At 62.4% G+C, this 13,468-nt stretch carries 10 protein-coding genes; 3 read left to right on the forward strand and 7 right to left on the reverse strand.

The window, feature by feature from the left end; genetic code table 11:
- Positions 1 to 41: 41 nt before the first annotated feature.
- Positions 42 to 1,121, forward strand: a complete 1,080-nt coding sequence (locus AC1MHZ_RS05800) for a polyamine ABC transporter substrate-binding protein (RefSeq protein WP_084854573.1) — start codon at positions 42 to 44, stop codon at positions 1,119 to 1,121.
- A gap of 117 nt (positions 1,122 to 1,238) precedes the next feature.
- Here AC1MHZ_RS05800 and AC1MHZ_RS05805 read toward each other — a convergent pair whose 3' ends face one another.
- The 4 genes from AC1MHZ_RS05805 to AC1MHZ_RS05820 all read right to left on the reverse strand — a co-directional run bounded on the left by AC1MHZ_RS05805 (position 1,239) and on the right by AC1MHZ_RS05820 (position 7,038).
- A complete protein-coding gene (locus AC1MHZ_RS05805) occupies positions 1,239 to 2,822 on the reverse strand; it encodes a peptide chain release factor 3 (RefSeq protein ID WP_084854574.1) in 1,584 nt (527 codons plus the stop codon).
- 215 nt (positions 2,823 to 3,037) lie between these two features.
- Positions 3,038 to 5,464, reverse strand: a complete 2,427-nt coding sequence (locus AC1MHZ_RS05810) for a TonB-dependent siderophore receptor (RefSeq protein WP_482966124.1) — start codon at positions 5,462 to 5,464, stop codon at positions 3,038 to 3,040.
- Between the two features lie 108 nt (positions 5,465 to 5,572).
- Positions 5,573 to 6,532: a FecR family protein gene (locus AC1MHZ_RS05815; protein WP_482966125.1), complete on the reverse strand. Its 960-nt coding sequence runs from the start codon at positions 6,530 to 6,532 to the stop codon at positions 5,573 to 5,575.
- Between the two features lie 17 nt (positions 6,533 to 6,549).
- Positions 6,550 to 7,038 carry an RNA polymerase sigma factor gene (locus tag AC1MHZ_RS05820; protein ID WP_324814654.1) on the reverse strand — a complete coding sequence of 163 codons (489 nt, stop codon included), beginning with the start codon at positions 7,036 to 7,038 and terminating at the stop codon, positions 6,550 to 6,552.
- 587 nt (positions 7,039 to 7,625) lie between these two features.
- Between AC1MHZ_RS05820 and AC1MHZ_RS05825 the strand changes: the two genes are divergently transcribed.
- Complete coding sequence (locus AC1MHZ_RS05825) at positions 7,626 to 8,789, forward strand: type III PLP-dependent enzyme (protein WP_084854583.1); 1,164 nt, start codon at positions 7,626 to 7,628, stop codon at positions 8,787 to 8,789.
- 41 nt (positions 8,790 to 8,830) lie between these two features.
- Here the strand turns inward: AC1MHZ_RS05825 and AC1MHZ_RS05830 are convergent, their stop codons facing one another.
- The 3 genes from AC1MHZ_RS05830 to AC1MHZ_RS05840 form a co-directional block, all read right to left on the reverse strand.
- On the reverse strand, positions 8,831 to 9,361 hold the full coding sequence (locus AC1MHZ_RS05830) for a hypothetical protein (RefSeq protein WP_084854584.1): 531 nt from the start codon (positions 9,359 to 9,361) through the stop codon (positions 8,831 to 8,833).
- A 160-nt stretch (positions 9,362 to 9,521) separates the two neighbouring features.
- Positions 9,522 to 10,271, reverse strand: coding sequence for a tetratricopeptide repeat protein (locus AC1MHZ_RS05835; RefSeq protein ID WP_482966126.1), 750 nt, complete (start codon positions 10,269 to 10,271; stop codon positions 9,522 to 9,524).
- 3 nt (positions 10,272 to 10,274) lie between these two features.
- Entirely contained in the window at positions 10,275 to 10,955 is a 681-nt protein-coding gene (locus AC1MHZ_RS05840) for a Fe2+-dependent dioxygenase (RefSeq protein WP_482966127.1), read from the reverse strand.
- Positions 10,956 to 11,174: 219 nt separating this feature from the next.
- On the opposite strand from AC1MHZ_RS05840, the gene AC1MHZ_RS05845 reads away from it, so the two are divergent.
- A complete protein-coding gene (locus AC1MHZ_RS05845) occupies positions 11,175 to 13,454 on the forward strand; it encodes a TonB-dependent receptor (RefSeq protein WP_482966128.1) in 2,280 nt (759 codons plus the stop codon).
- Positions 13,455 to 13,468: the final 14 nt, after the last annotated feature.

Consider the following 13,468-nt stretch of genomic DNA (forward strand, 5'->3'; position numbering starts at 1 on the left):
TCGCCCTTCGATAACAACAAACCAAGCAAGGTATACCGGACATGCGCACGCTTCTTCTCGCCCCCCTGATGCTCGCCGCCTGCGCGGCCAATGCCACCGACTCAGTGAAGATCTACAACTGGTCCAGCTACATCGCCCCCGATACGCTCAAGCAGTTCCAGCACGCCACCGGCATCGTCCCCACCTACGATGTGTTCGACAGCAACGAGACCCTCGACGGCAAGTTGATGACCGGTAATTCCGGCTACGACGTGGTGTTTCCCTCCAACCATTTCATGGCCCGGCAGATCCAGGGCAAGGCGCTGAAGAAGCTCGACAGAAGCCAGCTGCCCAACTGGCACAACCTCAACCCAGTGCTGCTCAAGGCCCTGGAAGTCAACGACCCGGGCAACCAGTACGGCTTCCCATACCTGTGGGGCAGCACCGGCATCGGCTACAACATCGACAAGGTCAAGGCCGTGCTTGGCGACAACGCGCCGATCGACTCCTGGGACCTGATCTTCAAGCCCGAATACATTGCCAAGCTCAAAAGCTGCGGCGTCGCTGTGCTCGACAACGGCCCCGAACTGCTGCCGATCGCACTGCACTACCTGGGCCTGCCGCACCACAGCCGCAACCCGGCCGACTACGACAAAGCCAAGGCGCTGTTGATGCAGGTACGCCCCTACATCAGCTACTTCCATTCGTCCAAGTACACAGGCGACCTGGCCAATGGCGATGTGTGCGTGGTGGTGGGGTTCTCGGGGGATGTGCTGCAGGCGAAGAACCGGGCCGAAGAGGCACAGAACGGGGTGAAGGTGGGCTATTCGATACCCAAGGAAGGTGCACCGCTGTGGTTCGACATGGTGGCCATGCCGGCCGATGCGCCAGACGAGAAAGCCGGCTATGCCTACATGAACTACCTGCTGCAGCCAGAGGTGATGGCCGCGATCAGCGACCATGTGCAATATGCCAATGGCAACCTCAAGGCTGACGCCTTGGTGGCCCCGCAGCTCAAGGCCAACGGCATGATCTACCCCAGTGACGAGGTGCTGGGCAAGCTCTATGCCCTGGAGGCGATGCCGGCGAAGATCGACCGGATCAGGACGCGGATCTGGACCAGTATCAAAGCGGGGAATTGAATCAGAAGGGGCCGCTTTGCGGCCCATTCGCGGCACAAGGCCGCTCCTACAAGGGCATGCGGTCTCCTGTAGGAGCGGCCTTGTGCCGCGAATGGAGGGCAATGCCCTCCCCTGCAATCAATGATGCTCGCGGGTAGCGCGGAAGGTCACATCCGGCCAGCGCTCTTCCATCAGCGACAGGTTGACCCGGGTCGGGGCCAGGTAGGTCAGGTGACCGCCACCGTCGATGGCCAGGTTCTCCATGGCCTTGTTCTGGAATTCCTCGAGCTTCTTCTTGTCGTCGCAGCTGATCCAGCGTGCCGACCAGACGGTGATCGGCTCGTAGGCACACTCGACCTTGTACTCTTCCTTCAGGCGGCTGGCGACCACATCGAACTGCAGCACACCGACCGCACCGAGGATGATGTCGTTGCTGCGCTCGGGGAAGAACACCTGGGTCGCCCCCTCCTCGGCCAGCTGCTGCAGGCCCTGGCGCAGCTGCTTGGACTTGAGCGGGTCCTTCAGGCGCACGCGGCGGAACAGTTCCGGAGCGAAGTGCGGAATGCCGGTGAAGCCCAGCGCCTCGCCTTCGGTGAAAGTGTCACCGATCTGGATGGTGCCGTGGTTGTGCAGGCCGATGATATCGCCGGCATAGGCTTCCTCGAGCTGTTCACGCTCGGAGGAGAAGAAGGTCAGGGCGTCGCCGATGCGCAGGTCCTTGCCCAGGCGCACATGGCGCATCTTCATGCCCTTCTCGTACTTGCCCGAGCAGATGCGCATGAAGGCGATACGGTCGCGGTGCTTGGGGTCCATGTTCGCCTGGATCTTGAACACGAAGCCGGTGAATTTTTCTTCCACGGGCTCGACGGTCCGCTCGTGGGCGACGCGGCCCAGCGGGCGCGGCGCCCAGTCGACGACAGCATCGAGCACATGGTCGACACCGAAGTTGCCAAGCGCGGTACCGAAGAACACCGGGGTCAGTTGGCCATTGATGAACTCTTCCTGGTTGAATTCATGGCAGGCGCCCTGTACCAGCTCCAGCTGCTCGACGAACGACTCGTACTGGTCGCCCAGGTGCGCGCGAGCTTCGTCGGAATCGAGCTTCTGGATGATCTTGGCTTCGGTGCGCTCGTGGCCGTGGCCCGGGGTGTAGACCACGATGTAGTCGCCGGTCAGGTGGTACACGCCCTTGAAGTCGCGGTAGCAACCGATCGGCCAAGTGATCGGCGCGGCCTTGATCTTCAGGACCGCCTCGATCTCGTCGAGCAGTTCGATCGGGTCGCGGATGTCCCGGTCGAGTTTGTTGATGAAGCTGACGATGGGCGTGTCACGCAGGCGGCACACGTCCATCAGGGCGATGGTGCGCGGCTCCACGCCCTTACCGCCGTCGAGCACCATCAGCGCCGAGTCCACCGCGGTCAGGGTGCGGTAGGTGTCCTCGGAGAAGTCCTCGTGGCCGGGGGTGTCGAGCAGGTTGATCATGTGCTCGCGATAGGGGAACTGCATCACCGAGGTGGTGATGGAGATACCGCGCTGCTTCTCCATTTCCATCCAGTCGGAGGTGGCGTGGCGGTCGGACTTGCGCGACTTCACGGTACCGGCAACGGCAATCGCCTTGCCCATCAGCAAGAGCTTCTCGGTGATGGTCGTCTTACCGGCGTCGGGGTGGGAAATGATTGCGAAAGTGCGGCGCTTCGCGACTTCGGCGGCCTGGTTGGTCATGGGAAATCGCCTGACTGGGGATCAAAAAGGGGCAGTATCATACCTGAAGTCGAGCCGCCGGCCAAAATCCGGCGAATGAGCGGCAGCCCTGGACAGGCACTGCTGGCCCAATCGCGGCCCCCCCCCCACAGGGATCGGTCAGGGGCCGTGCAGGCCTGTAGATACAAGGAGCGGCCTTGTGCCGCGAAAGGGCCGCAAAGCGGCCCCGCTCGACATCAGAACCCTACACTGGCCTGCACATAGAACGTACGCGGCTCGCCCACATAGAGCCCGGCGTTGTTGTCGCTGGAGCGGGTGTAGTACTGCTTGTCGAAGAGGTTCTTCACGCCCGCGGCCACTTTGAGGTTCGACGCCTGCGGCCCGAAGTCGTAACCACCCCGCACATGCCAGGTCACGTAGCCCGGGATGTCGCCGTATTGCCCGTCGGCACTCGGCTCGGTGATGTAGTCGCCGTTGAAGCTGCCATCGGAATTGATCCCGGTTCCCGGCGCGCGCTGCTTCGATTGGGCATAGGCGTCGAGGTTCCAGGTCCAGCGGTTGATCTCGTAGCGCAGGCCGGCGGTGGCAACCTGGCGCGAGTAGAACGGCAGGTCGCGCCCCTTGAAGCCTGGGATCTCGCCCTCGTAGGTCGCACGGGTATAGGTGTAGCCGGCATTGGCCGACAGCCCTTGCAGGCGCGGGTCGAGGCCCGACAGGTCGTAGCGCACCGAAGCCTCGATGCCCTGGTGCTTGGTGGCGCCCAGGTTGGTCCAGCCCACATCGTTGCTGATGTACTGCAGTTCGTCGTCGAAGTCGATGTAGAACGCCGTCAGCTCACCGGCCCAGTCGCCGTTGTCATAGCGTGTACCGATCTCGTAGGTCTTGGCCTTTTCCGGCTCCAGGCCATTGGCCGTGCTGTTGCCGGTCCCGCCCTGACCGAGCTGGAAGTACTGCAGGCTGCCGAAAGAGGTCTCGTAGTTGGCGAACAGCTTCCAGGCATCGGAGAGGTGGTACATCACGCTCAGCGCCGGCAGCGGCTCGTTGCTGGTGATGCTGCGCTTCTTCTCCGCCACCGGGCGGCCGTTGGCACCGATCACCGGGCGATCGCGCCAGTCGGTATTGATATGCTCGAAGCGGATGCCCGGCGTGATGGTCCAGTTGCCGACATCGATCTTGTCGTCGATGTAGTAGGCGCTGGCCTCGGTGCCACCGCTGCGGTCCTGGAACACATGGCCGTCGGAGCCGGGTACCGGCGTCGGTACGTTGTCGACCAGCCCCAGGCGGGTCGACTGCTCGCGCATGGCTTCCTTCAGGTAGCGGTAGCCGACGCTGACTTCCTGGGTGGTGGGGCCGGCGAAGAAGATCCGCGACACCCGCGGCTCGATGGCGAAGGTGTGGTAATTGCGCGGGTAGGTCGACAGGGTCTTCATGTCCCGCGAGGCGATGGCGCTGCCGCGGAAGCTGTCGGTGTAGTAGGTCAGCACCTCGAACTGGGTGGCATCGTCGATCTGGCGCAACCACTTGAACGACACATCCTTGCGTCGACCGCTGAAATAGTCGTAGTCACGCAGCGACTGGAACGGGTCCTGGTCGAACTGGGCCTGGGTCAGCCCGCCGGGCATGTCGGCGCGGCCATCGTAGTAATGGAAGTTGAGCCAGAACTCGTCGCTGTCGGTAGGCGCCCAGTGGGTCTTGAGCATGACATCGTCGATATCGTTGTCGTTGTTGCTGCTGCGGTAGCCATCGCCATTGACGCCGGTGTACAGCAGCGCCACGCCCATGCCGTTGTCGGCGGTGCCGCCGACGAAGGCCGACTCGGTGTGCTTCCAACCACCATGCTGGGAAGTTTCCAGGGTGGTGGACAATTCACCGGTGGCCTTCTCGGGGATCGCCCGGGTGACGAAGTTGATCACACCGCCGACGTTCTGCGGGCCATAGCGCACCGAGCCTGCGCCTCGCACCACGTCGATGCTGTCCAGGTTGCCCGAGGAAATCGGCGCCATGGACAGCTGTGGCTGGCCATAGGGCGCGAAGGCTGCAGGGATACCATCGATCAATACGGTCGAGCGTGGCGACAGGCGCGAGGTCAGGCCCCGCACACCGACGTTGAGCGACAGGTCGCTGCCGCCGGTGCCGTTGGAGTCCTGCACCTGCACGCCGGGGATGCCACGCAACACGTCGCGCACGTTCATCGCGCCCTTCTCCACCATGGCCTCACGACGCACCACGGTGCGCGCGCCAGGGTGGTTTTGCACCACGCTCTGCTCGGCATCGCCCAGCCAGTCGCCCACCACCTTGATATCGGTGGGCGCCAGCTCCAGGCTGCCGGTGGTGAGCGTACCGGCGACCGGGGCCGGCTTGACCACCACGGTATCCTGGGACATCTCATACGTCAGCCCGCTGCCCTGCAACAATTGCTGCAGGGCCTGTTCCGGCGCCAGCTCGCCCGACACCGCAGGGGCCTGCTTGCCCGCCACCAGCTCGGGGCTGTAGAACAGTTGCAGGCGGGTTTGCTGGCCGAGCTGGCTCAAGGCCGAGGCCAATGGTTGGGCCTGGATCTGGATGGCCGCCGGAGCTTGTTCGGCGTATGCATTGGCAGTGGCGGCGCTGACCGCCAGGGCCAGGGCAAGAATGCGAAAACGCAGGAAGGGCTTGTTGTTCACGTCGTCGAAAGGTCCTGAAAACCGGGATAAACGCCAACCGCACGCAAATGGAAATGCTTGGCAGTTGCAGCTGGCGAGGAAGACGAACGAGCGGAAAAAAACCTGAATCTATTTCGAAATAATTTCGCTGGAGCCGTCAGGGTGGGCCTTGATCGCCACCGGCAGGATGCTTGGCAGGGCCCGCAGCAAGGCGTCGGTGTCATCGATATTGAAGGTGCTGGACAGCCTGAGCCCTGCCACTTTGCCCGGAGCCACGCGCAACGGCCGGGCCCGGTAGCGGGACACTTCGGCGACCACCTCGGCCAGGGTGGCATCGTCGAACACCAGCTTGCCCTGGCGCCAGGCGGTCAGGGCCGTCGCATTCACCGGATAGGGTTCGGCCACCTGCCCCTGCGCGCCGATGTGCGAGCCCAGGCCCGCCGTCAGTTGCGCCAACGAACCCGAAGTACCCTGCACCCGCACGGCGCCCTGCTCGACCGCCACCCGGGTCTGGCCAGGGTCCAGGCGTACATCGAAGCGGGTACCGGTCACGGTGACCGTGCCCTGGGCGGTTTCGACCACGAATGGCCGCGTGCTGTCGTGGGCGACGTTGAACATCACCTCGCCAGCCTCGAGCACGACCTGACGCTGGTCCGCGCCGAAACGCACGCCCAGGCGGGTACCGCCATTGAGTTCGAGCCGCGAGCCATCCGGCAGCTCGAGCTGGCGGCGCTCGCCCAGTGCCGTCTGCAGGTCCTGCCGGTGATACTCACGCTGGTAGTGCCAGCGCCAGCCCAGCCCCAGGGCGGCAACGCCCACACTGGCCGCCAGGGCCTGTTGCAGAAAGCGCCGGCGCGGCAGCTGCCTGGCCGGGGCAGGCTCGCACAGCGCTCGCAATCGCGCGTGCGGAACCTGGCCTGCGGCCTGCCATAATCGGCCAAGCAGATCGTATTCCTCGCGGTGACGCGGGTCGGCGTCGAGCCATTGCTGCAACTGCGCCTGCAGCCGGCTGTCTGTGGGCGCATCGTTGATGCGGGCGAACCATTCGGCGGCCTGTTCGCGCACGTCCTCGGCGCCGGGCTGTTTCATGCAAAGGGTCTCCTGACTCATCTGGTCGACACATCCAGGTGCTCACGCAGATGCCGGAGCGTGCGGATCATATACTTTTCGACCATGTTCTTGCTCAACCCCATGCGCTCGGCGATCTCGGCCTGGCTCAGCCCCTCGAGCTTCTGCCAGACGAATACCCGCCGGCAGTTGAGCGGCAGTTCGGCCAGGGCCCGCTCGACGCAGTCGGCCAACTCCAGGGCATGCACATAGGCTTCAGGGTCGCCATTGCCTGGGTGGCCGGCGTCGAGCATCCCTTCCTCCAAGGCTTGGCGCCGGTCATCACGACGGTAACCGTCCACTGCGATATTGCGAGCCGTCTGGTGCAGGTAGGCGCGCGGCTGCTCGACGGCCTGGTGTGGGTTTTCCAACACCCGCACGAAGGCATCATGGGCGAGGTCCTCGGCCTGGGGGCGACTGCGCAGCTTGCGCGTCCAGGTGCCGATCAGCTCGTGGTAGTGGTCGAGGAAGCCTTTGGGTCCGGACACAGTCGGGGGTCATCAGGGAGGCGGAGAAGGCTGCGAATAGTAATGTTTCTCATCAAGTACAGCAAATCCGTCAGTCGGCAATAAAAAATTTATGTGTCGATACAGGCACCGACGTACCAGATTGATGTGGCCATAAATATGAACACCTCTGGCTTTTTCGCGGGTGAACCCGCTCCCACGGGGAACTTGAAAACCTTGTGAGATCGGGTTTACCCACGAACAGGCGATCACCCTGCATTCCACAATTTTTTACGCCTTCCAACCCTTGGGGAACATCAGCCGGTCACATGAGTCGGTTATTCCATGAGCTGGTCGTCGATCCGCGGCCAACACGCCGGGATTGCCTGTTGATCTTGCTTTGTTCACGCCCTAAAGTGCGCGCCGAACGTCCATGCTGGAAACGATCCATCCGGCTCAAGTACTGACGACGAGACAGCAAGGTCACCCGCCGCTCCGCTTCACGGGCACGGTTGACCTTTTTGCTTTCGGCGACATGCCTTGGGAAGTAGGCGAACCAAAGTGGGGATACGGAGGACGTTCAGTTTGCTGCCACTTACCTTTTCAGTTTGCCCATGGAGTCCCTCAGCATGTCGATCCAGGTCGAAGACTATTTCGCGCGCGAAACCTTCCAGAAGATGAAGGCGTTCGCCGACAAGCAGGAAACCCCGTTCGTACTCATCGATACCCAGATCATCAGCCAGGCCTACGATGACCTGCGCGCCGGTTTCGAGTTCGCCAAGGTGTACTACGCCGTCAAGGCCAACCCGGCGGTCGAGATCATCGACCTGCTCAAGGACAAGGGCTCGAACTTCGACATCGCCTCGATCTACGAGCTGGACAAGGTGATGAACCAGGGTGTCAGCGCCGACCGCATCAGCTACGGCAACACCATCAAGAAGTCCAAGGACATCCGCTACTTCTACGAGAAGGGCGTGCGCCTGTACGCCACCGACTCCGAAGCGGACCTGCGCAACATCGCCAAGGCTGCCCCGGGCTCGAAGGTCTATGTCCGTATCCTGACCGAAGGCTCGACCACCGCCGACTGGCCGCTGTCGCGCAAGTTCGGCTGCCAGACCGACATGGCCATGGACCTGTTGATCCTCGCCCGTGACCTGGGCCTGGTGCCCTACGGCGTGTCGTTCCACGTGGGCTCCCAGCAGCGCGACATCAGCGTCTGGGACGCGGCCATCGCCAAGGTGAAGGTAATCTTCGAGCGCCTTAAGGATGAAGACGGCATCGAGCTGAAGATGATCAACATGGGCGGCGGCTTCCCGGCCAACTACATCACCCGCACCAACAGCCTGGAAACCTACGCCGAAGAAATCATCCGCTTCCTCAAGGAAGACTTCGGCGACGACCTGCCGGAAATCATCCTCGAGCCAGGCCGCTCGCTGATCGCCAACGCCGGCATCCTGGTCAGCGAAGTGGTGCTGGTGGCGCGCAAGTCGCGTACCGCGGTGGAGCGCTGGGTCTACACCGACGTGGGCAAGTTCTCCGGCCTGATTGAAACCATGGACGAAGCCATCAAGTTCCCGATCTGGACCGAGAAGAAAGGCGAGATGGAAGAAGTGGTCATCGCCGGCCCCACCTGCGACAGTGCCGACATCATGTACGAGCACTACAAGTACGGCCTGCCGCTGAACCTGGCCATCGGCGACCGCCTGTACTGGCTGTCCACCGGCGCCTACACCACCAGCTACAGCGCGGTGGAGTTCAACGGCTTCCCGCCGCTGAAGGCGTACTACCTGTAAAACAGAACGGGGCCGCAAGGCCCCGTTTTTCATTGTGCCGCTTAACGGCGTCGGTATTGGTCGAAGTTCACGAACTCCGGCACGTTCGTTTCCTGGACATCCATCCTGAAGTACAGCGTGTTCGGCCTGCCGATCCCAACATAGTGTTCATCCCATGGCGCCCGGTTGGCCACGCTCATCATCGCCTGCCCAGGCATGGCCAGCGTGACATCTTCGTAGATGCGAACTTCAGGCATCTGCAGCTTCGCCCCCTCGACCCGCACCCGCCACAGGACTGGCTTGTCACTCTTTTGGTAGTACCCTACCGACTTGTTGAAGCTCAGGTCCCAGATAGTGCGATGGGCGCTATCGTCCCCGGACATCACTGTCCGCACCTGGTATCCCGCGTCCTGCCCCTCGTAATACCCGAACCAGAAACGCTGCTGCTCTTTGACACAGCTGGGGGAGCCAATGGTCAGCCAGGCATTCTTGCGCTCCCCGGGAGTACCCTCGACCGAATCGAGTATGCCCAGATAGCCAGGCGTCACGGAGGTGAAGGTTGCGATAAAGGAGCGTTCTTGTATGAAGCGCATGGTCGTTTTCCTCAGTTGCCATGTAGGAGCGGCAACGATCCATGCTTCCCGGCAGCGGATTAAGCCTGAGCGGCTTCCCTGCATGGCAAGTGCGGCCGCAGAACAGATGGATTGCACCGCCCCTGTGGGAGCGGGCTTGTCCCGCGATTGGGCCGACCAGTCACGCTTTGCGCGTTTCCAACTCAGCGGCATAGGCTGCCGCATGCTCAGCCAGCAAAGGCCCGGCGCCAAGCAAGGTGGCCAACGCACTGCGTAAAAAGTTGTGATTGCCCTCGACACGCGCACGCTCCAGCCAAGGGCCGGCTTCATGCATCTGCCCTCGCTCGATGAGGACCATCGCCAGGCTGAACATGCCCCGGAAATCCCCCGCCTCGGCCGACCGGCGATACCAGCGAACCGCCCGTGCCGGGCTGGCTGCGGTGGCAATGCCCTGTTCCAGGTAGCGCCCATAAAGGTTCATCGACTTGGCATGCCCCAGCTGCGCGGCCTTCTCGTAACAGGCCAATGCCTGGGCCTGGTCGGCCGGCACCCCGCGCCCGGTGGCCAGCAGGTTGCCCAGGTTGTAGAGGCCCCAGTCCAACCCGGCATCGGCTGCCCAGGCATAATGAATGGCCGCCTGCGCCAGGTTGCTCGCCCCACCCCAACCCTGTTCCAGGCATCGCCCCAGCATGTTGTGCGCCATGGCACTGCCGGCCTGGGCGGCGATACCAAACCATTGACGAGCCAGGGCAGGGTCACGTTCGATGCCCCGCCCATCGAGCAGGATCTGCCCCAACAACAATTGGGCCTGCACCACGCCCTGCCCTGCTGCCGCCAGGATCGCCTGGGCAGCCTTGCCGGGGCTGTCTTCGAGCATGGCCTGCAGGCTCGCGACATCCACCACTTCCTCACGGCGCAACGGGTAGGACACCGCTCAGACCTCGGCCCAACGACGCAGCAGGTTATGGTAGGTGCCTGTCAGCTGCAGCAGCGAGGGGTGGTCGGGCACGTCGGCGGTCAATTGCTGGATGGCATTGTCCATCTCGAACAGCAGCGCCCGCTGGCTGTCCTCGCGCACCAGGCTCTGGGTCCAGAAGAACGCCGCATAGCGGGCCCCTCGTGTCACCGGGTTGACCTTGTGCAGGCTGGTACCGGGGTACAGCACCATGTCCCCGGCCGCCAGCTTGACCTGCTGCGTGCCGAAGGTGTCCTGGATCACCAGCTCACCGCCGTCGTAGCTGCCGGGGTCGCTGAGAAACAAGGTCGAGGACAGGTCGGTGCGCACCCGCTCTGGGCTGCCCTTGGGCTGACGCAGGGCGTTGTCGATGTGGAAATCGAAATTGCCGCCTTCGCGGTAGCAATTGATCAGCGGCGGGAACACCTTGTGCGGCAAGGCCGCGGACATGAACCGCGGGTTGCGCCACAGGCGCTCGATCAGGGCACTGCCGATCTCCTTGGCCAGCGCATGCCCCTCGGGCAATTGCAGGTTGTGCTTGGCCTTGGCCGACTGGTAGCCCGCCGTGACCTTGCCGTCGGCCCAGTCGGCCTGCTCCAGCGCCACGCGGATGCGAGACAGCTCGTCGGCGTCGAACAGACCGGGGATGTGAAGCAGCATGGCGGCGGCACCTGGCAGGAGGAAGTCGCCAATGATATTGATTACCTTTTACTCCCCACAAGCCCCACTCGCCGCTTCCGACGTTTCAGCTGCTTAAAACCGTAAAGAGAAATTGTAAAGATTGTAAATTCCTCACGAATGTTAACTGTTCTCAATTGTTAGTCACAATTGCTTACATTAAGATCCGCGCAGTTCATACCTTGGGGAAGGTTCATCGAAATGCGTCACGTGCCATCTGCTATGAGTTCACCTCGTCTGCTTGCCTCTGCCATTGGCGTGGCGATCAGCGCCACTTCCGCCTATGCGGCAGACCCTGCTGCCAGCAATGCCATCACCCTGGACGCCACCAGCATCAACGGCAAGGCAGAACAGGCCAATACCGAGTACAAGGTCGACAAAGCCTCCTCGCAGAAGTACACCGCTCCGCTGGTGGACACTCCCCGCTCGATCACCGTGATTCCACAGCAAGTCATCAAGGACACCAATGCCCTGACCTTGCAAGATGCCCTGCGTACTGTCCCGGGCATCACCTTCGGCGCAGGTGAAGGCGGTAACCCCCAGGGCGACCGCCCATTTATTCGTGGTTTCGATGCCCAGGGTGACACCTACCTGGACGGTGTACGCGACACCGGTGCACAAACCCGCGAGATCTTTGCCATCGAATCGGTGGAAGTGGCCAAGGGCCCGAATTCGGCCATCGGCGGCCGTGGTGCTGCAGGCGGCACGATCAACCTGGTCAGCAAGCGCGCGCACCTGGGCAACTCGCTTGATGGCGCCTGGACCTGGGGCAGCGACCAGACCCAGCGCTACACCTTCGATGGCAACTACCAGTTCAGCGACACCGTCGCCGGTCGTCTCAACCTGATGACCCACGAAAGCAACGTCGCCGGCCGCGACAAGGTCAACTATGACCGCTGGGGTATCGCACCTTCGCTGGCCTTCGGCCTCGGCACACCGACCCGGTTGAACCTCGACTACTACCACCTGGAAAGCGACGACCTGCCGGATTCGGGCATCCCATACAGCATTCCACGCGCAGGCAGCAACGCACGCACATCGGCGCACCCGAGCAAGCCCACCGACGGCGGTGACAGCGATAATTTCTACGGCCTGACCGACCGCGACTTCCGCAAGACCCGCACTGATATCGCCACCATCGCCATCGAGCACGACCTGACCGACTCGCTGACAATCAAGAACACCCTGCGCCATGGCAACAGCATGCAGGACTATGTCTTGACCCAGCCTGACGACAGCGCGGGCAACGTCAACAACAACGGTGTCTGGCGCCGCGCCAATACCCGGGTAGGCAATACCGCTACCACAACCAACCAGACCGACCTGTTCGGCGAGTTCTACGTCGGCGGCTTCAAGAACAGTTTCTCTACTGGTGTCGAGTTCACCAAGGAAGAGTCCGACCGCCAAGGTTACACGGTCTCGCCAAACAACAAGCTTACCTGCACTGGACCGAGCAACGGCGGCAGCTGCACCTCGCTGAGTGACCCGAACCCGGACGATGCCTGGGAGGGCACCGTCGAGCGCAACTACAAAGGCACCAAGACCAGCGGCAAAACCCGTGCAGTCTATGTCTTCGACACGCTGGAACTGACACCTGAATGGTTGCTGAATCTGGGCCTGCGCTATGACCATTTCGATACCAAGTTCCGTGGCTACGAGGCTGATGGTTCGACCACGGTGAACAAGGACGGTAGCCTGAATAAAGGCCGCGACAAGAGCGAGTTCTTCACCGGTCAGGTAGGTCTGGTGTGGAAACCTGCTGAGAACGGTAGCATCTATGTTTCCTATGCCACTTCCGCTACTCCGCCTGGAGCAATGCTCGGCGAAGGCGTTGAAGGTAATCAGTTGCCCGGCAGTGCGGACCGTGGCGGCAATCTTCTGAGCAGCGACCTGGAGCCGGAAGAGACCACCAACTACGAGATCGGCACCAAATGGGACCTGCTTGACGAGCGCCTGTCCCTGGCAGCAGCCCTGTTCCGGACCGAAAAGGAAAACGCCCGCGTCCAGGTCGACACCACCAGTTACGAGAACGTTGGCGAAACCCGCGTCGAGGGTATCGAGCTGTCGGCCAGCGGCAAGCTCACCGACAAGTGGCAAGTATTCGCGGGCTACACCTACATGGAAGCCCGACAGATCGATGGTGGCCCACGTGGCAAGGCCAATGATGGCAACCAGTTGCCAAACACCCCGAACAACAGCGCCAGCCTGTGGACCACCTACGCGGTCACGCCAAAGCTGACAATCGGTGGCGGTGCCTTCTATGTGGATGACGTGTACGGCAGCGTTGCCAACACCACCATGGTCGACAGCTACGTGCGCTACGACGCGATGGCGGCCTACAAGCTGACCAAGAACATCGACCTGCAACTGAACGTGCAGAACCTCACCAACGAGGTCTACTACGACAAGGCGTACTCCACCCACTTCGCCAACCAGGCAGCAGGTCGCACTGCCCTGCTGACCACCAGCGTCCACTTCTGAGGAAGCTGACCGAA

It is taken from the genome of Pseudomonas sp. FA-1 (assembly GCF_056856075.1).

Excerpts from the sequence above, each read along its gene's own strand:
- AC1MHZ_RS05800 (WP_084854573.1), top strand. The coding sequence starts at position 42 with ATGCGCACGCTTCTTCTCGCCCCCCTGATGCTCGCCGCCTGCGCGGCC.
- AC1MHZ_RS05805 (WP_084854574.1), bottom strand. The coding sequence starts at position 2,822 with ATGACCAACCAGGCCGCCGAAGTCGCGAAGCGCCGCACTTTCGCAATC.
- AC1MHZ_RS05815 (WP_482966125.1), bottom strand. The coding sequence starts at position 6,532 with ATGAAACAGCCCGGCGCCGAGGACGTGCGCGAACAGGCCGCCGAATGG.
- AC1MHZ_RS05825 (WP_084854583.1), top strand. The coding sequence starts at position 7,626 with ATGTCGATCCAGGTCGAAGACTATTTCGCGCGCGAAACCTTCCAGAAG.
- AC1MHZ_RS05830 (WP_084854584.1), bottom strand. The coding sequence starts at position 9,361 with ATGCGCTTCATACAAGAACGCTCCTTTATCGCAACCTTCACCTCCGTG.
- AC1MHZ_RS05840 (WP_482966127.1), bottom strand. The coding sequence starts at position 10,955 with ATGCTGCTTCACATCCCCGGTCTGTTCGACGCCGACGAGCTGTCTCGC.
- AC1MHZ_RS05845 (WP_482966128.1), top strand. The coding sequence starts at position 11,175 with ATGCGTCACGTGCCATCTGCTATGAGTTCACCTCGTCTGCTTGCCTCT.